This window comes from Pseudomonas sp. TMB3-21 (assembly GCF_054898145.1).
The window spans coordinates 4,911,826-4,931,985 of sequence record NZ_CM142718.1 but is presented as its reverse complement, the minus strand read 5'-3'; the positions used below and the strand labels follow the sequence as shown (position 1 = coordinate 4,931,985).

At 61.0% G+C, this 20,160-nt stretch carries 16 protein-coding genes and 2 pseudogenes; 11 read left to right on the top strand and 7 right to left on the bottom strand.

Annotation, left to right across the window (positions count from 1 at the left end; translation table 11 throughout):
* The first annotated feature begins 20 nt into the window (after positions 1-20).
* The 4 genes from ACYZTS_RS22365 (at position 21) to ACYZTS_RS22350 (ending at position 4,017) form a co-directional block, all read left to right on the top strand.
* A complete protein-coding gene (locus ACYZTS_RS22365; protein ID WP_461992132.1) occupies positions 21-1,934 on the top strand; it encodes a phytase in 1,914 nt (637 codons plus the stop codon).
* A 96-nt stretch (positions 1,935-2,030) separates the two neighbouring features.
* A complete protein-coding gene (gene tolQ / locus ACYZTS_RS22360; RefSeq protein ID WP_028624519.1) occupies positions 2,031-2,732 on the top strand; it encodes a protein TolQ in 702 nt (233 codons plus the stop codon).
* 11 nt (positions 2,733-2,743) lie between these two features.
* On the top strand, positions 2,744-3,190 hold the full coding sequence (tolR, locus tag ACYZTS_RS22355) for a protein TolR (RefSeq protein ID WP_461992129.1): 447 nt from the start codon (positions 2,744-2,746) through the stop codon (positions 3,188-3,190).
* On the top strand, positions 3,187-4,017 hold the full coding sequence (locus tag ACYZTS_RS22350; protein ID WP_461992128.1) for an energy transducer TonB: 831 nt from the start codon (positions 3,187-3,189) through the stop codon (positions 4,015-4,017). The genes tolR and ACYZTS_RS22350 overlap by 4 nt, the downstream gene beginning before the upstream one ends.
* Positions 4,018-4,168: 151 nt before the next feature.
* Here the strand turns inward: ACYZTS_RS22350 and ACYZTS_RS22345 are convergent, their stop codons facing one another.
* Positions 4,169-4,588, bottom strand: a complete 420-nt coding sequence (locus tag ACYZTS_RS22345) for a VOC family protein (RefSeq protein WP_461992126.1) — start codon at positions 4,586-4,588, stop codon at positions 4,169-4,171.
* A 326-nt stretch (positions 4,589-4,914) separates the two neighbouring features.
* Here ACYZTS_RS22345 and ACYZTS_RS22340 point away from each other — a divergent pair, with 326 nt between their 5' ends.
* Together ACYZTS_RS22340 and ACYZTS_RS22335 are read left to right on the top strand one after the other, a co-directional pair.
* Positions 4,915-6,042, top strand: coding sequence for a hypothetical protein (locus ACYZTS_RS22340; RefSeq protein ID WP_461992124.1), 1,128 nt, complete (start codon positions 4,915-4,917; stop codon positions 6,040-6,042).
* Between the two features lie 47 nt (positions 6,043-6,089).
* Positions 6,090-7,904: an ABC transporter ATP-binding protein gene (locus tag ACYZTS_RS22335; protein ID WP_461992122.1), complete on the top strand. Its 1,815-nt coding sequence runs from the start codon at positions 6,090-6,092 to the stop codon at positions 7,902-7,904.
* Positions 7,905-7,907: 3 nt separating this feature from the next.
* Here the strand turns inward: ACYZTS_RS22335 and ACYZTS_RS22330 are convergent, their stop codons facing one another.
* The 3 genes and pseudogenes from ACYZTS_RS22330 to ACYZTS_RS22320 form a co-directional block, all read right to left on the bottom strand.
* The gene (locus tag ACYZTS_RS22330) at positions 7,908-8,864 is read right to left on the bottom strand and encodes an alpha/beta hydrolase (RefSeq protein WP_461992120.1); all 957 of its coding nucleotides are present in this window, start codon (positions 8,862-8,864) and stop codon (positions 7,908-7,910) included.
* 153 nt (positions 8,865-9,017) lie between these two features.
* Positions 9,018-10,016, bottom strand: a complete 999-nt coding sequence (locus tag ACYZTS_RS22325) for an NAD(P)H-quinone oxidoreductase (protein ID WP_028624512.1) — start codon at positions 10,014-10,016, stop codon at positions 9,018-9,020.
* A gap of 88 nt (positions 10,017-10,104) precedes the next feature.
* A pseudogene (locus ACYZTS_RS22320) lies at positions 10,105-10,704 on the bottom strand (YbfB/YjiJ family MFS transporter); the annotation flags it as partial.
* A 26-nt stretch (positions 10,705-10,730) separates the two neighbouring features.
* Between ACYZTS_RS22320 and ACYZTS_RS22315 the strand changes: the two are divergent.
* Positions 10,731-10,883 (top strand): annotated as a pseudogene (locus tag ACYZTS_RS22315) (LysR family transcriptional regulator); the annotation flags it as partial.
* A 111-nt stretch (positions 10,884-10,994) separates the two neighbouring features.
* On the opposite strand, the gene ACYZTS_RS22310 reads toward ACYZTS_RS22315, so the two are convergent.
* Positions 10,995-11,717 carry a pirin family protein gene (locus tag ACYZTS_RS22310; protein WP_028624511.1) on the bottom strand — a complete coding sequence of 241 codons (723 nt, stop codon included), beginning with the start codon at positions 11,715-11,717 and terminating at the stop codon, positions 10,995-10,997.
* Between the two features lie 249 nt (positions 11,718-11,966).
* Here ACYZTS_RS22310 and ACYZTS_RS22305 point away from each other — a divergent pair, with 249 nt between their 5' ends.
* Both ACYZTS_RS22305 and ACYZTS_RS22300 read left to right on the top strand, forming a co-directional pair.
* Positions 11,967-12,917, top strand: a complete 951-nt coding sequence (locus ACYZTS_RS22305) for a GlxA family transcriptional regulator (protein WP_461992117.1) — start codon at positions 11,967-11,969, stop codon at positions 12,915-12,917.
* Between the two features lie 161 nt (positions 12,918-13,078).
* Positions 13,079-14,563, top strand: coding sequence for an ATP-binding protein (locus ACYZTS_RS22300; protein ID WP_461992115.1), 1,485 nt, complete (start codon positions 13,079-13,081; stop codon positions 14,561-14,563).
* Here the strand turns inward: ACYZTS_RS22300 and ACYZTS_RS22295 are convergent.
* Positions 14,528-17,332, bottom strand: a complete 2,805-nt coding sequence (locus tag ACYZTS_RS22295) for an ATP-binding protein (protein ID WP_461992113.1) — start codon at positions 17,330-17,332, stop codon at positions 14,528-14,530. The two genes, ACYZTS_RS22300 and ACYZTS_RS22295, sit on opposite strands and share 36 nt — an antisense overlap.
* Before the next feature lie 193 nt (positions 17,333-17,525).
* Here ACYZTS_RS22295 and ACYZTS_RS22290 point away from each other — a divergent pair, with 193 nt between their 5' ends.
* Complete coding sequence (locus tag ACYZTS_RS22290; RefSeq protein ID WP_028624507.1) at positions 17,526-18,350, top strand: alpha/beta fold hydrolase; 825 nt, start codon at positions 17,526-17,528, stop codon at positions 18,348-18,350.
* Between the two features lie 203 nt (positions 18,351-18,553).
* On the opposite strand, the gene ACYZTS_RS22285 is transcribed toward ACYZTS_RS22290, so the two are convergent.
* Positions 18,554-19,003 carry a helix-turn-helix domain-containing protein gene (locus ACYZTS_RS22285; protein ID WP_461992111.1) on the bottom strand — a complete coding sequence of 150 codons (450 nt, stop codon included), beginning with the start codon at positions 19,001-19,003 and terminating at the stop codon, positions 18,554-18,556.
* A gap of 164 nt (positions 19,004-19,167) precedes the next feature.
* Here ACYZTS_RS22285 and ACYZTS_RS22280 point away from each other — a divergent pair, with 164 nt between their 5' ends.
* Positions 19,168-20,085 carry a LysR family transcriptional regulator gene (locus tag ACYZTS_RS22280; protein ID WP_028624275.1) on the top strand — a complete coding sequence of 306 codons (918 nt, stop codon included), beginning with the start codon at positions 19,168-19,170 and terminating at the stop codon, positions 20,083-20,085.
* Positions 20,086-20,160: the final 75 nt, after the last annotated feature.

Here is a 20,160-nt window from a genome sequence, read left to right as displayed (position 1 = left end):
CGACAAGGATTCGCCTGTTGATGAGCACTTCATTTCTACCCGCGCGCCACTGGTTCGGCGCAGTGATCTGCCTGGTGGCCGGCCAGACGCTGGCAGCCGCGCCGAGCCTGACGCTCACGCCTTGGGCGGCGAACCTGACGGTCAACGCCGTCGCATTTCTGCCCGCTGAATCGGCCAGCGAACGCCTCGCCGCCAGCGAGCGAGACGGCTTGCTGCTGCTCGATGCGCAAGGCCGCGAGCTTGCGCGGCTGCCGGGCTCTTTCAGCGGGATCGACAGCCGCGCTGCGGGCCAGCACACCCTTGTGGCCAGTCTCGACAACGCGCGGCAACAGGCGCTGCTGGTGAGCGTCGATTCAGCCGGACGCCGCTGGGGAACGCCGGTTTACCTGCCGACGCGGGACTACCCGGTCAACGGCGTGTGCCTGTACCGCGACGACGCCAGCAACCTGTTTGTGTTTCTGGTGGGCGAGGAGGGCAAAGGGGAGCAATGGCTGGTGGGCCACGGTTCGACGCTGAACCCGCAGCCGCAACGCGTTCGCGCGCTGCCATTGCCGCCGTCGGCCAGCGATTGCCGGGTCGACGACGCTGCCAATCAGTTGATCGTCAATGAACAGAATGTCGGCTGGTGGGCCTACCCGGCGCATCCTGAAGCCGACGTCACGCGCACTCCAGTGGCCATGCGCGCACCGTTCGGCGCGATCAAAGAGTCGGCGGGCGCCATGGCGTTGGTGCCGGGTGGCATCGTTGCGCTCGATCCGAAAGCCGCGCAGTTGCACCTCTATCAACAGCATGGCGAAAGCTGGTCGTCGCAGACGGTTTTGCAACTGCCCGGCCTCAAGGAAGCGGACAACCTCGCCGTGCGGCCGACTGCCAAAGGCGTGCAGATCATGCTGCGCGATGACGACGACGGGCGTCTGTATCAGGGCGACATCGACTGGCAGGCCAAACCACAGCCATTGGCCTCGGTGCTGTCGAGCGTCAAGCCGCTGGCCCAGAGCGATCCCGTCGGTCGCCAGGGCGATGCGGCGGATGACCCTGCGATCTGGATTCACCCGCAGCAACCGGCGCTGAGCCGGGTGTTGGGCACCAATAAAAAACAGGGACTGCTGGCCTACGATCTGCAAGGCAAGTTGCTCCAGGAGTTGCCGGTCGGGCGTTTGAACAACGTGGATGTGCGGCCCAATTTCAAACTCGGCGAACACAACGTCGACCTCGCCGTGGCGAGCAATCGCGATCGCAACAGCCTCAGTCTGTTCAGCATTGATCGTCAGAGCGGCGAGCTGCGCGAGGCCGGCGAGATCGCCACGCCGCTCAAGGAAATCTACGGCATCTGTCTGTTCCAGCCGGCGAGCGGCGAACTCTTCGCCATCGCTAACGGCAAGGATGGCACCTTCCTGCAATACCGCCTGAACGCGCAGGACGGCAAAGTGCGCGGCGAGCTGGTGCGCCAGTTCAAGGTCGACAGTCAGCCCGAAGGGTGTGTCGCCGATGATCAGCGTCAACGGTTGTTTATTGGCGAAGAAGACGTCGGCGTGTGGGCGGTGGATGCCCGCGCTGATCAGCCGGCGACGTTGACCAGCGTGATCAAGGTCGGGCCGCAACTGCATGCCGATGTGGAAGGTCTGGCGCTTTATCAAAGCGCAACGCGCGATTACCTGGTGATTTCCAGCCAGGGCAACGACAGTTATCTGCTGCTGGATGCCGAGCCACCGTATGCCTCTCGCGGAGCCTTTCGGGTCGGTTTGAATGCCGACCTCGGCATCGATGGCGCCTCGGAAACGGACGGCCTGGAAGTCACCTCGATGAACCTCGGTGGGCCCTGGAGCCAAGGCATGCTGGTGGTGCAGGACGGTCGCAAACGCATGCCCGAGCAAACGCAAAACTTCAAGTTCGTGCCATGGGCCGAGGTCAGCAAAGCCTTGCAGCTGCCTTGACCAGAACTGTCATCAACCTGTCATCCGTTTTTCATCGAATAGCTCAAGGGCCGTCGCACATCGCCGGTCCGAAAGCGCCAGACAAGGAGTTACACCATGCAGGCCACGCTTGAACACATGACTATCTGGGGCTTGATCAGTGACGCCAGTCTGCTGGTCAAAGCCGTCATGCTGACCCTGTTGCTGGCATCGCTGCTCAGCTGGTTTCTGATCATCCAGCGCAGCCGCGTGTTGCACCGTCAGGAACGGCAGATGAATGCCTTCGTGCAGCGTTTTCGCAGTGCGTCCGACCTGCAACCGCTGTACCGCGAAACGGCTGAAATTGTGGGTGGTGTGGAGCCGATTTTTTATGCCGGATTGCATGAGTTCAGCCATCTGCATCAGCGTTCCGGCAACAGCGCCGACGTGGTGCAACAAGGTGTCGAGCGCGCCTTGTACGTGGCCATCAGTGAGCAGGAAGTGCAGCTGGAAAAGGGTTTGCAGTTTCTCGCCACGGTTGGCTCGGTCAGCCCCTATATCGGTCTGTTCGGCACCGTATGGGGGATCATGAACTCCTTCCTTGGGCTGTCTCAGGTGCAGCAGGCCACGCTGTCCACCGTGGCGCCGGGCATCGCCGAAGCACTGATCGCCACCGCCATCGGCCTGTTTGCGGCGATTCCTGCGGTCATCGCCTACAACCGCTTTTCGTCGCGCAGCCAGACTTTGCTGACGCGCTATTACGCCTTTGGCAATGAGCTTCAGGTGCGTCTGCATCGCACCTTGCACGGCGCGCCATTGAACCTGGCGGCTGCCGCCTAAGGAGCATCGACATGCTGGTCAAACCGCAGCGCAAGCACGGGCCTAAAGCCGAGATGAACGTGGTGCCGTACATCGATGTGATGTTGGTTCTGCTGGTGATTTTCATGGTCACCGCGCCGATGCTCACCCAAGGCGTGAAAATCGAACTGCCGAAAGTGGCCAGTCAGGCGCTGGCCACCGACAGCCGTCAGCAGATTCTCACGTTATCGGTGAAGTCCGAGGGGGGTTACTACTGGAACCTCGGCAGCGAACTCGATACGCAACATCACACCGACAGCGCCGTGACGCTGGACGATATGCGCGCCAAAGTGACGCAAGTGGTTGCCCAGCGGCGAGACACGCAGGTCTACATTCGCGCCGACAAGGACGCCGGATACGGCAGCGTCGTTGCGGCCATGGCAGCGCTGCAGCAGGGCGGGGTGACTGACCTCGGGCTGGTGACCGAGGCGCCGCAATGACCGCGATGATCATGCACGGGCCGGCCGCGATATTGTCGGGCCGCCTGCGCAGCGGCTTCTGGCAGAACGGCCTGGCCGCCGCTCTGGCAGTGGCGCTGCACGCAATCGTGCTGGTGCTGCTGGTGCACGGCTGGTCGGTTGCGCCACCGCCCGCCGCGCAGCCTGCCGTGTTGAGAACGCAGTTAGTGATGCTGGCACCGACGCCTGCTCCGGCACCTGCAGCTGCGGTCATTCCCGAACCTGCGCCTGCACTGATGGAACCGGCACCCGCACCTGCGCCCGAGCCGGTGATTACGGCCCCGGTCAAACCCGCTGTCGATCCGCAGATTCAGGCGCAAAAGCTTGAGCAGGCGGTGTTGGCGCGCAAGCGTGTCGAGGACAAAAAACGCGAGCTGCATGCTGAGCAACAGCGTCAGGCATCGGAACAACGTTCCCGTGAAGCGCAAGCCGACCAGCAACGGCTGGCCCGGCAACAGGCGCAGCAAGCGCAACAGGCAGAGCAGGCGCGGCAGACCGCTGAACGCGCACGTCAGCAATCAGCACAAACCGCTGCCAGCAGTCGGCAGTATCTGCCGCTGAGCAAGGAAGCGCCGGACTACCCCCAACGGGCCCTGGACAAAAATCTTGAAGGCGATTGCACCGTGGAATACACCGTCAACGCTCAGGGCAAAGTCGAAAACCCGAAGGTGCTCGACGGCTGCCACCCACTGTTCATGCGTCCTTCGCTGGCCGCGGCCAATACCTTTCGTTATCAGCCCAAAGTGGTTGATGGGCAAGTGGTTGCGGTGCCTGCGGTGCGCAATACGTTCCACTATCGGATCAAGTGAGAACCCGGACGCAGTCTTCGGCAGCTGCTACAGATCCCACGCACGCCCGGCCTTCGTAGCAGCTGGCGCAGCCTGCGTTCGGTTGTTAAAGGTCTCATGCACGCCCGGTCTTCGTAGCAGCTGGCGCAGCCTGCGTCCCGCTGCAACAGGTTCAGGGTTTCTGATCCTTTTCGCAATTGACCATCCACGACACCCCAAACCGGTCAACCAGCATCCCGAAACGTGCGGCCCAGAACGTTGCTTCCAGTGGCATCTGCACGCTGCCATCCTTCGACAACGCGGCAAATACCCGCTCCGCCTCGGCAATGCTGTCGACGTTGAGCGAAATCGAACAACCGGCCATGTCATCTGTAGGGCGGTCGGGCGTCGTGTCCGATCCCATGATGGCCTGATCGTCCACCGACAGTGAGGTGTGAATGATCAGGTTGTGCAGGTCGGCCGGAAAATGCTCGCGGGCGGGGCTTTCACCGAATGTCATCATCACGTCGATTCGCCCCTGCAGGGCTTGCGCATAAAAAGTGAAAGCGGCTTTGCAGTCGCCGTTGAAGATGAGGTAGGGGTTGATCTTCATGGGGTGGCTCCCGGTAACGATGCAGGCCATGGGGGTGGATCGCCTCCGACGCTGCAGTGATTGGATTAATCAGCAAAGCGCTAGAGGCGGCTATTGGCAACTCTCGGTTAGATGATTTTCATATTGCAACGGTAAGTTTTATGGTTTCACTTGCGCAATATATGCCCAGCGACATCGGGGTGATTGACCTGATCGCCTGTACGTCATCACTGATTAAACGTCAGCCAACTGTTTCTAAAGCATTTTAGTTGTACAGTCCCGGCCGCTGTTAAACGCAGCACCGCTGGTAACAAGGACGCTGTACTTATCAAATGGAGTTCCAAGACGTGACTGACTTTGAAAGAATCGAAACACAATCGAGCGAACCGGCCCCGGGTTTTTATGCCCGATTGAGCGCTGGCTTGCAGTGGCTCAACGAACGCGCCTGGCCGTTGAGCATCGCGATTTTGCTGACTGCTGGGGTGTATCTCTACCAGTACATTCAGGAAGAAAAGATCCCGCTGAGCATCACCTCGTCAGCGGTCCTCACTGCGCTTCCGGTCATGTCCGCCATATTGGTGTTTGTAATATCGATCCTGGTTGCGTTTGTACTGATGCCGATTTTCGTTCTGTTTCATCGACTCGATGATTCCGGCCGGCGCCTGAGTGACGATTTCAGTTTCGGCCCGCGCTCGGTAGAACGTCGTTCGCGACATCTGCGAGTGCTGGGACGATGGGGCGCCAGTCTGTTGGTCCTCGGTATTTTTTGCGCAACGCTCAGCGTCATCGGCTCGCAAGTCACGGGCACTTGGTATTGGGGCCTCGCGGCGGTCGGGGGGACCGGCGTGACGGTTGCCATTTACTACTGGCTGATGACGAGCGGCATCGAAGGGCCGGTGTCGACGGATTTTCGTTTCGCCTGCGTGATGTCGGCTTTTGTTCAGGTCGGCGTCATTCTCAATGTCACCATCGTGGCAATCGACATCGCAGGTCAGTACGTCAGTAACCTCTGGTGGCTTGTGCCGTTGATGCTGGTGGAATTGCTGATCGTCTGGATCATCCAGCTGCTGGGCGCCCTGTTCGTGGTGAGGATGCGCAGCCATCAGAACCCGGTGGCTCTGGTAGCGTCCGCCGTCACGGTGCTGGTCATCGTGCTAGGCCTCTATCCACCGACCGGTGCGAAACTCGGCGGGTTTGCCTTTCAGGTCTCAGCCTCCGGAGCGCGCAATTGCACAATCATGAATTTCGGTCCCGAGAGTAAAGGGCTCGATACGCTCACGGATCCCGAAAAACCCGGGTTCAGTCGCCCGCTGCGCGTGGTTGCCGAGGCCGACGGTACTTACTTTGTGCGACTGTGGAAGACCGATTCCAAAGCCGTCCAGTTTGTCCCGCGCGCCAGTTTGATCGGTGTCGATGTTTGTCCCGCGAAAAAGAACACGGCTTCCGCAGCAGCCCCCGCAGCGGTCTCAGGCTGAAGTAACATGGCGGATTGCAGTTAACGCCTAGCCGGGTCCCGCGCCTCATGCCACTTGCCTTGAACCGTTTTACCTCGCTGCTCGACCAGGGCCGGCGTGCCTTGCTGCTGGTTTGGGGCACCTCCCGCGGATTGTTTCTGGGGCTGGTGGTGGCGACGCTGATCGCCGGCATTCTCCCGGCGCTGGCCGCCTGGCTGGGGCAGCGTATCGTCGATGCCGTGGTTGCCGCGATGCAATTGAACACGCAACAGGGCAGTGCGCCGTTGTGGCCGGTGGTGCGTTACGTGTTGTTCGAAGCCGGGGTGCTGGCGTTGCTGTCCGCCACCCAGCGCGCCTTGTCGGTCCAGCAATCGCTGTTGCGCGTGCAGCTGGGGCAGAAGGTCAACACGATGATTCTGGAGAAAGCCCAGACGCTCTCGCTGGTGCAATTCGAGAATTCCGAGTTTTACGACAAATTGGTGCGGGTGCGGCGCGAGGCGTCGACCCGGCCCTTGGCATTGGTGATGAAATCGCTCGGGTTGATCCAGAACCTCATCGTGCTGATCAGCTTCGGTGTGTTGCTGGTGCATTTTTCGCCGTGGGCGCTGGTGTTGTTGGTGGTGGGTGCGTTGCCGGTGTTTTTTGCCGAGGCGCATTTCTCCGGCGATGCCTTCAGATTGTTCACTCGACGCGCACCGGAAAGTCGCCAGCAGAATTACATCGAGACGCTGCTCTCCCATGAGGGCTATATCAAAGAGGTGAAACTGTTCGGCTTCGCGCCGTTGCTGTTGCAACGCTATCGCGAGACGTTTGCGCGTCTGTACGCTGAAGACCGGCAGCTGACCTTGCGCCGCGATGGCTGGGGATTTGTGCTGGGTTTGCTGGGCACCGCTGCGTTTTATCTGGCCTATGCCTGGGTGGTGGTCGACACCATTCACGGCAGTATCACCCTCGGCCAGATGACCATGTACCTGGTGCTGTTCAAGCAGGGGCAGACCGCGGTGAGCAACAGTCTCTCCGCAATCAGCGGTCTTTATGAGGACGGCCTGTACCTGTCTAGCCTGTATGAATACCTCGCCGAACCGGTGATCGCCGACACCGGCCGGCTGACGGTGGGCACGCTGCCGGGGGATGGTTTGCGCTTCGAGCAAGTGAGTTTTCGCTACCCGGGAGCGAGTCGCGCCGCGCTGGAGAATATCGATCTGCATTTGGTGCCGGGGCACAGTGTGGCGCTGGTGGGCGAGAACGGTTCAGGCAAAACCACGCTGATCAAATTGCTCACGCGGCTTTACCGTCCCGATCACGGTCGCATTCTGCTGGACGGCAGCGATTTGCAGGCATGGGAAGAAGACGCGCTGCGCCGACGCATCGGGGTGATTTTCCAGGATTACATCCGCTACCAGTTTACCGTCGGCGAAAACATCGGCGTGGGTGACACGTTGGCATTCCATGATGAACAGCGCTGGCAGGAAGCTGCCGCCGAAGGCATGGCCGCGCCGTTCATTGAACGTCTCGATCGTGGCTATGCAACGCAACTGGGGCGCTGGTTCGCAGGCGGCCAGGAATTGTCGGGAGGGCAGTGGCAGAAGGTCGCGTTGTCGCGCGCGTACATGCGCCGGGACGCCGATATCCTGATTCTCGATGAGCCCACCTCGGCACTGGACCCGGCCGCCGAGGCCGCAGTGTTCGAGCACTTCAGTCAGCACACCGAAGGCCGCATGACGCTGCTGATTTCCCATCGTTTTTCCAGTGTGCGCAACGCCGATCACATCATCGTGCTGAATCAGGGCTCGATCCTCGAACGCGGCGATCATGACAGTCTGGTCGCTGCCGGCGGGCGTTACGCGCAGTTATTCGGTTTGCAGGCCAAGGGTTACCGATAGCGCTCAGGATTGCGGCGAAGGCCGGACCACTAACGGCCCGGCCATCTGCGGCGGTCTGGTTTTCATCAAACCTTCCAGCGCCTGACGATACTGGCTGTTGCCGAGGCTCATGCTGTTGTTGTGCGTCCCACCCGGCACCAGCAACAGGCGTTTGGGTTCGTTGGCGGCATTGAACAGTTGCTGGCTGAAACGCGAAGGCATGAACTGGTCAGCCAAGCCGTGCACCACCAGCAGCGGCATGTCGATGTCGACGATCTTGTCGATCGAGTCGAATTTCTGCGACAGCAACCAACGTACCGGCAGCCATTTCACCGGCAGTTTGCTTTCCGCCACTTGCGCCACCGCGTCACCCAGCGTGGTGAACGTGGACTCGATCACCAGTCCGCGCACCGGAACTGCAACGTCGTCTTTTTTAGCCTGCGCGGCGAGGTCGGCCGCCAGATCGACGGCCACCGCACCGCCCAGTGAATGGCCGTAGATCAGGCGTTTACTGGCGTCAGGTTGCATCTGCGTGAAACGTTCCCAGGCAATGCGCGCGTCTTCGTAAACACTGGCCTCTGACGGAAGATCGCCTTTGCTCCGGCCAAAACCGCGGTAGTCGATGGCCAGCACCGAATAGCCCATGGCGCGCAGCTGCTCGATCCGGAACGCCTGGCCCGTGAGGTTCCAGCGCACGCCATGCAGGTAGAGGATCGACGGCGCATCGCGGCGCGCTGCCGGCCACCACCAGGCATGCAGGTTTTGTCCGGCCTTGAAATCGGCCGGTTTGATGTCGAACTCCTGGACGTCTGCAGGCAACCCGCGATACCAACGGGCCGTACCCGGCTCGATGCGAAACAGCAACTCGCGTTCTGTTTGTTCCAGCACACCACAACCCGCGGGCAGACCGACAATCAGCGCGGCCATGCACGTCAGCGTCAACCAGCGTCGGCGCAGGCGGGTGAGGAGGGGAAGGGGCATTGGACGGATTACCGTTTAATGACTGGAGTCCGGTTTTTAACAGATGCGTGGCAGGGGCGGGAAAAATTGCGACAGCCGTGCGTTTTGGGGGCGCGACGCGGCCCTCAAACTGGCACCGCTGCCGCAGTCAGGCTCTCTGGCACAGGAAAACAGTCAATCCACTTGCAACACAATCTTGCCGATGTGATCACCGGCTTCCATCCGGGCATGCGCCTGTGCGGCTTCAGCCAGCGGGAACACCTTGTCGATGATCGGCAAGCAGCGCCCGGCGGCGAGCACCGGCCAGACGTACTCGCGCAACTGCTCGGCGATCGAGGCTTTTTCTTCGCGGGTGCGGGAGCGCATCAGCGAACCGGTGATCGTTGCGCGTTTGCCCAGAATGGCCATCAGGTCGATGTCCTTGGCATGCGCACCGCCAAGAAACCCCAACATCACCAGACGTCCGTCCATCCCCAGCGCCGCGATGTTCTGATTCAGGTACGAGCCGCCCATGATGTCGAGAATGACATTGACGCCCTTGCCGGCGGTTTTTTCCTTCAATACCTCCACAAAATCTTCATCGCGATAGTTGATCGCCTCGGCGCCCAACTGGCGGATCGCCGCACACTTTTCCTCGCTGCCCGCTGTAGCGAACGCTTTGACGCCGAATTCGCGGCACAGCATCAACGCGGTGGTGCCGATGCCGCTGGTCCCGCCGTGAACCAATGCACGCTGGCCTTTGCTGGCGCCGCCGATGTCGAACAGATTCGCCCACACCGTGAAGAATGTTTCCGGGACGGCCGCCGCTTGCACCCACTCCATGCCATCAGGAATCGGCAGGGTCTGGCTGGCCGGCGCGACGCAATATTGCGCGTAGCCGCCGCCATTGGTCAGGGCGCACACGCGGTCGCCGACAATGAATTCGCTGACGCCTTTACCGATGGCCACTACTTCACCGGCGACTTCCAGGCCGGGGATCGGGCTCATGCCCGGTTTCATCGGGTACTTGCCGCTGCGCTGAATGACGTCGGGGCGATTGACCCCGGCGGCGTGCACGCGAATCAGCACTTCGCCCGCATCGGCGACGGGCACCGGTTCCTGACGCGGCTTCAGCACCTCCGGCCCGCCGGGTTCGGTGATTTCAATCAGGGTCATGGTTTGGGGCAGAGTCATTTTGGAGTCCTGTTGTAAGGCGTTCAATTAAATGGGACCGCGCAATGTTGCGGTTGATCAAAAGATCGCAGGCTGCGATTTTCAGACCTCAAGAGCAATTCAGCAGCGCCGGCGGCCGACGACTCACCAGGCGCATCACCAGCTCCAGCAACAATGCCACCATGATCGCCCCGGCCGCGATGCCGAACAATAATTGATGGTGACCGCCACTGGCATTGAACAGCGCCGAATAGGCAAACCCTGCAATCGCCTGGAACGTGGCGAACGACACGGTGGCGCGGCTCCAGGCAATTTGCTGCTGGTGATGATTCGGAATCAGTTCGTGAACCCGCGCCAGTGCCAGCGGAACGATGCCGGGTGGAAATGACCCGAGGATGACCGCGAGCAGTGCCAGTGCTGCAAAGGAGTTGGTCAGCGCGAGCAGACTGACGGCTATCGCCTGCACTGCCAAGACTAATCGGATACTCAGTCTGGCGCCGAACCGGTCTGCGAGTAAGCCATAACTGACGGGGCCGATGATCGCGCCCACCCCATACATCACCCAGATCAGAGCTCCGACATGCGCTCCGGCACCGAGCCCGCGGGCCACGTAATCCACCAGGAATACCATCGCCGGGACAAGGCCGGCGGCCATGAATGCGTACTGGGCGAACAACAGGTAAACACCTGGGGCGGTTGTCACCTTTGCAGCGTCTACCGATGCATTGTCAGTTACAGCGTGACGGGTTGGTACGGTTATGGCCGGAGCGTACGCGACCGGTGCCCTACGACGTGTGGCTTGTGACCCATGCGGACTTGCGGCATACGGCGCGGGTGCGGGCGGTAATCGATGAGATCGTTGCGGGGTTTTCAGGGGCGGGGGATTAACGTTTATAAAAGATCGCAGCCTCGTTTCACTCGACAGCTCCTGCAGGGATTTTGAATTCCTTGTAGGAGCTGTCGAGCGAAGCGAGGCTGCGATCTTTTGATCTCCAACTTTTACGGCATTTCCGGCAATTCCTGTGGGCGCAAGTCAAATACCAGCACTTCGGCATCCACGCCGTTACCCAACGTCAATACCTGTTCCTGCCGCAACCGCACGCCGTCGCCTTCCTGCAACTGCACGCCGTTAAGTTCAACGCTGCCGCGCGCCACGTGCACGTAGGCATAACGATTGGCCGCCAGTTCGAGCGTGGCGCTTTCCTTGCCGTCGATCAGCGCTGCGTACACCCGTGCATCCTGGCGCACTTTCAGCGAGCCCTTGTCGCCGTCAGGCGAAATGATCAGCTGCAAGCGGCCACGTTTTTTCTGCGTACTGAAGTGCTCTTGCTGATAACGCGGTTTGGCGCCGCTCACTTGCGGCACGATCCAGATTTGCAGGAAATGCACCGGGCGCGTCTGCGAGTGGTTGTACTCGCTGTGAGCCACGCCGCTGCCGGCGCTCATCAGTTGCACATCGCCAGGACGAATCACCGAGCCGGTGCCCAAGGTGTCTTTATGTTCCAGAGCACCTTCGAGCACGTAGGAGAAAATCTCCATGTCGCGGTGCGGGTGCTGACCGAAACCTTTACCGGCCGCGACGCGGTCGTCATTGATCACCAACAGGTCGGAAAAACCCTGCTCTTCCGGGTTGCGGTAGTTGGCGAAGGAAAAGGTGTGGAACGACTTCAACCAACCGTGATTGGCCGCACCGCGATCAGAAGCTTTGCGAAGAGTCAGCATGATGAAATCTCCTGTTGGGACGTTGATTCGTCCGAGTGAGGAGAAGGTTAATGTTTACTGCTGGGTGCAATAAGTAGATGAAAATTGAAATACTGTCCTGATGGAGTTGACAGTTAACAGTGGATCTGCGGAAGACGCCTTGCTCGGCCATAATGCATCCTGTCTCGCAACTGACCGCTTTGCTCCCACAGACTTTGCACCTGCAGTTTTAGCGTCCACCCCCATTTTGACTCCAGTGATTACGTATTCATGAAAACCGTGGCAATGGTGCTGTTCCCCGACTTTCTCCTGCTCGACATGGCCGGGCCGATGGAGGTTTTTTCCATCGCCAATCGTTACCTGCCGCCAGGCGAGCATTACCAACCCACGACCATCGGCACCGAGCCGGGGCCGTTGCGGGCGTCCAACGGCGTCAACGTGCAGGCCGATGTGCACATCAATCAGGCCAACGAGCGTTATGACTTGCTACTGGTGCCCGGCGGTCCCGGCGCTTACAACGAACGACACCCGCCGCTGCTGGCCTGGTTGCAGAGCGCCGTCAGCCGCGCCGGTGGCTACGGCTCGATCTGCACCGGTGCCTTCGTACTCGGGCATGCCGGTTTGCTCGACGGCTACCGCGTGACCACGCACTGGCATTACACCGAACGCCTGATCAAGGGTTTCCCCAAAGCCAGCGTCGAAACCGACCAGATCTACGTGCAGGACCGCAACCTGATGACTTCCGGCGGGGTCACTGCCGGCATCGACCTGGCACTCGCCGTGGTTGCGCAGGACCATGGCAAAAAAGTCGCTCAGGACGTCGCCAAAGTCTTGCTGGTGGTGATGAAACGCCAAGGCGGGCAGGCACAGTTCAGTCCGTTGATGGCCGCGGTGGCCCCTCAAGAAACGCCGGTCACGCGGGTGCAGAATTACGTGCTCGAACACCTCGGCGAAGGGTTTACGATTGAGCGCATGGCCGGTCTGGCCACCATGAGTACTCGGCATTTCGCGAGGATGTTCACTCGGGAAGTGAACTTGACACCCATGGAATTCCTCCAGAGCGCGCGCATTGATTGCGCGAGAAATTTGTTGGAAACCAGTGAGTTGCCGCTCAAGACGGTCGCCTTCAAAAGCGGCTTCGGCAGCGTCCGGCACATGCGCTTTCTGTTCAGTGAAAAACTCGGTTTGACCCCCACTCAGTATCGCGAGCAGTTCAGTTGACCCGGTTTTGTCCGTTGCGCGCACCGTGATGGCCGCGACGCTCCCTCCGTGGCAGTTGTGCCGTCATCATCGCCTGCCAAGATAGTGCTGAACTCTTTGCAATGGAGGTGCGCGAGCCTGGCGCAAGCGCAAGCGGCCCGGGTTTGCGCACATGAGCGCGCATGAACAGCCTCAGAGATTTGAACAGCGCGGCCGTGCTGCAATTCGGCCCCTACGTGTATCACCCTCGGCAGCGGCTGATCCTCGATGGCGACCGGCCGTTGCGCATGGGCGGTCGGGCACTGGACATTCTGCAGGTGCTGGTGCAGCGCGCCGGCTGCGTTGTCAGCAAAGACGAATTGATCGCCGAGGTCTGGCCGACGTCGGTGGTCGAAGAAATCAACCTGCGCGTGCACATCGCGGCGTTACGTCGTGCTTTGGGTGACGGGCAGAACGGCCAGCGTTACATCGTCAATATTCCACAGCGTGGTTACAGCTTTGTCGCGGTGGTGCAGCAGGTGCCAGCAAGTGAGCAGACCTCGATAGCGGCCGTGCAGAAACCGCAGCACAATCTGCCCGCACGGCTCACTCCGGTCACCGGTCGCGATTCCATTGTCGGTGGTCTGGTCCGGCAGTTGCCGGTCCGGCGGCTAATGACTTTGGTCGGCCCCGGCGGCATCGGCAAGACCACCGTCGCACTGCGCGTGGCGGAGTTACTGTTGCAGCACTATCAGGACGGCGTTTGGCTGGTTGATTTCGCCAGCATCGATGGCCCGGCGCAGGTCGTCGATCATTTGACGAGGGCCCTGCAACTGGAGAGGGGCACTGGCCTGGAAGCGTTAGCGCAACGGCATGCCTTGCTGGTGCTGGACAATTGCGAACACGTCTTGGACCGCTGCCGGACGCTGGTCGAGGCGCTGATCGAATCCGCACCACGCCTGTCGATTCTCGTCACCAGCCGTGCGCCGTTGATGGCATGCGGAGAAACGCTGCTGCGTTTGCCCGCGTTGGCAGTTCCACCGTCGACGTCAGTGCACACTGTCACCGAGTCCATGGGCTATTCGGCAGTTCAGCTGTTCGTCAGCCGCGCGCGCAACCGTCAGCACGGGTTTGCCCTGCGCGAGCAGGACCTGCAAAGCGTGCGGGAAATCTGCCGACGCCTCGATGGCTTGCCGCTCGCCATTGAACTGGCCGCGTCGCATATTGATGCCTTGGGGCTGGTGGGATTGCAGGCGCAACTGGATAACTGCTTTGAGTTGCTGACGCTCGGTCGGCGCACGGCGGTGCCTCGACACCAGACGCTCAAAGCCACACTGGACTGGAGCTATGAACAGCTGAGTGAACTTGAGCAAACCGTGCTGCAACGGTTGGCAGTGTTCAAATTAGCCTTCACCCCCGACGTCGCGATCGGCGTGGTCAGTTGCGCGGTGCTGTCGCCGAGTCGACTGCTGGATGCGATGGAAAGTCTGGCGCGCCAGTCGTTGCTGTCACTGGAGCAGGGCAGTGGCCTGACTCGCTACCGGCTCCTCAACACCACCCGCACCTATGCGCTGGAAAAGCTAGAACACAGCGGCGCATCGCGCGTCTTCGAAAGGCGTCATGCCCGCTACATCAGCCAAGTGCGCTGGCGCTCAAACCGACAGATGGCCCTGCAACCCGTCGAGTAGCTGTCGGGCTTTGATCACGTCCGGGGTGGCAAAGCCTTCGGTGAAGCGGCCGTAAATCGGTGCGAGCACTGTGTGAGCTTGCGAGTGCCGGCCCTGATGCTGCCAAAGCCATGCAAGCGACGTCGCGCTGCGCAGCTCCCACGCCAGCGCGCCCTGATGCCTGGCTACGCTCAACGCCCGGATCAGCACGGCTTCGGCGGTTTCGGCGTTGCGTGGGCAATCATCCACCAGCAGCGCCTGCGCCTTGGCACGGAGGATTTCCGCAGTGCTCCAGCCTGCCGTGCCGGCGTCCGCTCGTTGCAATAAATCATCGTCGACGAACGCGGTGTCGAGCGTGATCATCAAGTCCTTGATCAGCCCGACACCTGGCCTCAGCGGCGCCTGCACACCGGCGTGGTCGATCACCTGCGCATACTGGCGCCCCCAGGTATAGAACAGCAGCACCGAGTGTTTCTGCGCTTGTTCGAGCAGGAGACGCAGCAGCTCGCGAGCGGTTTGCGTGTCGCCGTTGTAGTGCGCGATCAGGCAGCCGGCCATCGCCAGGGTGTAGCAGATGGACGTGCCATGGTCGATCTGAATCGCGATGTCCAGCGCCTGGCGAGCGGTGCGCCAAGCCTTTTCCGGTTGGCCTTGCAGCCAGAGAATGCGCGCCAGAATCGTCAGCGCTGCAACGCTCTGATCGTATTGCACGCCGAACCCGTGAGTGAAGCGGTTAAGGTGGCCGCTTTGGGCCATGCGCTGGAGGACCTGGTCGGCATCCGCCCGTGCGAGCATTTGATCACCGGAAAAGTGCAATGCCAAGACGCGAAGTCGCTGCGTGCTGAGCGACAACAGCGCATCGTCCGGCAGTCCCAATCGGTCGAATTGCTCGCTCTGTTCGAGGGCCATCTGGTAATTGGCGCAGCTCAGGTTCACCGCCATGTGGCCGGACAGCGCACGCAGTTGACCGGCCACGTCATCGCATTGTCGGGCCAGGGATCTGGCGCTGGCGAAAGCTTCGATGGTCTCTGCGGTGCCGCCCTGGGAGTGGTAGCAGGAACTGCCCAGCGCCAGCTTCAGGACCATTTGCAGTTGAGGGCAGGGTGTCGGTGATGCCTCAAGCAACGCCAGTGCCTTGCGCACGTAACCGCCGTGTTCCTTGAGCAGCGACAGTTCCTGCCACAGGGGGGCCGATGTCGCGGTCAGCTGGATCGCCAGTGTCTGCGGACCGTCTCCATTCAAGCCCCAGTCGAGAGCCGAGCGAATGTCCTCAAGGCTTCGGGCGTAGCGCTCGATCCAGACCGCTGTAGCAATAAGCTCCCAGTTGAGTTGCGCCTGTTGCATCAACATCAGGCAGCGCTCAGCGTGACGTTGGCGGGTGGCGTCCAGCTCGGCGCTCTGTTCGAGTTTCTCCACGGCGTAGCGGCGCGTGGTGTCGAGCAGGCGATAGAACACGTGTTCATCGCCGACTTCCACGTTCAGCAGCGACTTGGCCACCAGTTGCGTGATTGAGCCAAGCACTTCACCCGGTTCGATGTGCTCGCCGATGATCACGGCCGCAGCGGACTCCAGCGTGAATCCCGCGTTGAACACCCCCAGGCGGCGCAAACAGGTCTGCTCGCAGGTGGTGAGCAGGGCGAAGCTCCAGTCGAGCGTGGCGCGCAACGTCTGGTGGCGACCCAGCGCGGTTTGAGTGCCGTGAGGGGGCAGTCGGAAACAACCTTGCAGCTGCGCCAGCACAGCGTGCATTCCGAGGCTGCCGACTTGTGCGGCGGCCAGTTCCAGCGCTAGCGGGATGCCATCCAGGCGACGGCAGATTTCGATGGCATGGGGCAGTGCGTCGTCGGTCAGTTCAAAACTTTCATGGCTGGCCATGGCGCGTTCGACAAACAATTGCAGGGCTGGAAATTTCAGGGCGTGAGCGCGGTCCGGCACGGCAATCGGCGGCGGGCAATCCAGCGAATCGAGACGCTGCACAAATTCCCCCTCGGCTCGCAAACTCTCGCGGCTGGTCGCCAGGATGTGCACGTGCGGAGCAGCACGCAGGATGCTTTCGCTGAGCAGCGCAATGGCGTCGATCAGGTGCTCGCAATTATCGATCACCAGCAGCATGTGTCGTTCGCGCAGCGCGTTCGCCAGGCTGCCCGGCAGTTCGACTTCGTGCAGGGACAGCTCGAGCAGGGTTGCCAGGTGCGCAGTGATCATCGAAGGGTCGTTGATCGGCGTGAGATCCAGCAGGCGAATGCCGTCCCGGTAATGGCCGATCAACTGTTCGGCAACGCGCAGCGCCACGGTGGTTTTGCCAATGCCGCCGGGCCCGACCAGGGTTATGAAACGCTGCCGTGAGAGCTGCACGACGAGGCTGTCGATCAGGCCTTCACGGCCGATCATGCGTGTGCGGCGCACCGGCAGATTGTGAGCATTTGAACGGGCAGCTGCGCCTTCCGGCTGTTGCTCGATGTGCTCGACGGAGTAGGGCGCGACGAAGCTGTAGCCGCGCTGCGCCACGGTGATGATGTAGCGCTGGCCAGCCTGACCGTCGCCGAGGGCTTTACGCAACGCCGCCATGTGCACGCGCAGGTTGATGTCTTCGACCACGCTGTCGGGCCAGACCCCGGCGATCAGTTCCTGTTTGCTCACCACACTTCCAGCGTGCGCCAGCAGGATCAACAGAATGTCCATGGCGCGGCGACCCAGGCGCAGCGGCTGGTCGGCTTCCATCACAAGGCGTTGAGCCGGGTAAATCCGGTAGGGGCCGAAATGGATGGCCGGGGCGGGGGAAAGGGTCAACGTGTCACTCCTGCTTGCATCCGTCTAATTCGCGGTTTAGCGGCATATTCCTCAGGTTTTTCCAGGAGCGCAATCGACAATTAACAACGTTTAACTCGTCTCGCCAAGTGGCTACGCCCGACACTCCGGGTAGACAGCCGCACGATGTCACGCAGTAGCGGTCCGCGCCTCACATTCGCCAGGGAGACACCGCATGAGCACGTTTACCACCCGAGACGATACCGAAATTTACTACAAAGACTGGGGCAGCGGTCAGCCCGTGGTGTTCAGCCACGGCTGGCCACTGAACGCCGACAGCTGGGAATCGCAGATGATTTTCCTGGCGTCCAAAGGTTATCGGGTCATCGCCCACGACCGCCGTGGCCATGGCCGCTCCAGCCAACCGTGGGCCGGCAATGACATGGACACCTACGCCGACGACCTCGCGCAGTTGATCGAACTGCTCGATCTCAAGGGCGCCGTGCTGTTCGGCTTCTCAACCGGCGGCGGCGAAGTGGCGCGCTATATCGGTCGCCACGGCACTGCACGCGTGGCCAAGGCCGGGCTGATTTCCTCGGTGCCGCCGCTGATGCTCAAGACCGAAGCCAACCCGGGCGGTTTGCCGATTGAAGTCTTTGACGGCATTCGCGAGGCGTCGCTGAAGGACCGGTCGCAGCTGTACATCGACTTGGCCAGCGGTCCTTTTTTTGGCTTCAACAAACCCGACGCCAAGCCTTCGCAAGGCATGATCGACTGGTTCTGGATGCAGGGCATGACCTCCGGCCACAAGAACGCCTATGACTGCATCAAGGCCTTCTCCGAAACCGATTTCACCGAAGACTTGAAGAAGTTCGATGTGCCGACGCTGGTAGTGCACGGTGACGCCGATCAAGTGGTGCCGATCGAAGCCGCCGGCATCGCTTCGGCAAGACTGGTGAAGGGGTCCACGTTGAAAGTCTACCCAGGCGCCCCGCATGGTTTGACCGATACCCACAAGGATCAGCTCAACGCCGATCTGCTGGCGTTTCTCCAAGGCTGACGCACTTTGTAGGAGCCTGGCTTGCCAGCGATGGCGTCTTCAAAATCGCCATCGCCAGCAAGCCGGCTCCTACGGGATTTTGTGGCGTGGCGACGCTCGGGAGCATGCCCTCAATCCTGTAGGAGCCTGGCTTGCCAGCGATGGCGTCTTCAAAATCGCCATCGCCAGCAAGCCGGCCCTACAGGGTTTTTTGTCAGTTCGAATCAGGTAGGCAGGCTGGCGGCTTGGCGGGTGTTTGCCGGGGCAGGACGCAGTTGCGGGCGCATGGCATGGCAGCGCCATGCAAACGGGTTGATACCTTCGCTGCGGGTAAACCTGTGGCAGAAGTGGGCCTGGTCGCAGAAGCCGCATTCGAGGCTGATTTGCGTGAGGCTGAGGTCGGTGCTACGAATCAGGTGTTTGGCGCGGGCGATGCGTTGATCGCGTATCCAGTCTTGCGGCGACAGTCCGGTGCTGCGTTTGAAGGCGCGGGAAAAGTGACTGCGGGAGAGGGCGCAGGCGCTCGCCAGTTCAGCCACTTCAATGGTCTCGCTGAGGCGATCGAGGATCAGTTGCTTGGCCAGGCTTTCGCGCCACGAAGCAAGCCCGCCCAGGTTTTTTTTGCGCGTTTCAGTGGCTGCCGCGCACGCGGCGTTTTGCTGAAAGTGAGCCATGGCAAATGTCCGTGTGAGTGGTCTCCATTTTTGGCTGCGCAGCTCCGGCAAGCGAGTTAAACGTTGTTAATTTCACCTGTTGGGTGGGCACGATTGACTGAAGTCAGACACAATCGCAGTCCGGCTGATTGGCTGGACGCTCACAACACAATGGAACCGTGCCTATGAACCGTAATGATCTGCGCCGCGTCGACATGAACCTGCTGGTGATTTTTGAAGCGTTGATGTTCGAAAAGAACCTGACGCGGGTGGCCGAGAAATTGTTCATGGGCCAACCGGCAGTAAGTGCGGCGTTAGGGCGGTTACGCGATTTGTTTGACGATCCGCTGTTGCTGCGTAATGGTCGCGGCATGGAACCGACGGCGCGGGCGCTGGCGATCCTCAAGGAATTGCAGCCGGCGATGGATGTTATTTCCGGTGCGGTCAGCCGGGCCAAGGAGTTTGATCCGACTACCAGCTGTGATGTGTTCCGCATCGGTCTGTCCGACGACGCCGAGTTCGGTTTGTTTCCGCCGTTGTTGACGCAACTGCGCGAGGAGGCGCCGGGGATCATTGTGGTGGTGCGTCGGGCGAATTATTTGCTGATGCCGGCGTTGCTGGCCTCGGGTGAGATTTCGGTCGGGGTGAGTTACACCACGGATTTGCCGGCGAACGCCAAGCGCAAGACGCTGCGCGATATCCCCTGCAAAGTGCTGCGCGGTGACAAACGGCCGGGGCCGATGTCCCTGGACGAATACTGTGAGCGGCCGCATGCGATGGTGTCGTTTTCGGGAGATTTGAGCGGCAATATCGATCTGGATTTGGCGAAGATCGGGCGCAGTCGTCGGGTGGTGCTGGGTGTGCCGCAGTTCAGCGGGTTGCGGGCATTGCTCGCCGGGACGGAGATGATTGCGACGGTGCCGGATTACGCGGCCTGTGCATTGGTCGAGGGCTGTGCGTTGCGGGCCGAGGATCCGCCGTTTCCGATCGAGGCGGCGCAGTTGTCGATGGCCTGGAGCGGCGTGCATGACAATGATCCGGCGGAGCGCTGGTTGCGCGGTCGGATTGGGCAGTTCATGTCGGCGCCTTTGCAGGTTTCCTAGCGGCCAGTCTTGGCGGCCTCTGGGGCTGACCAGGCTTTGAAAGTCGTCCGGCTCTCCCGTGTTTACTCAGTATCT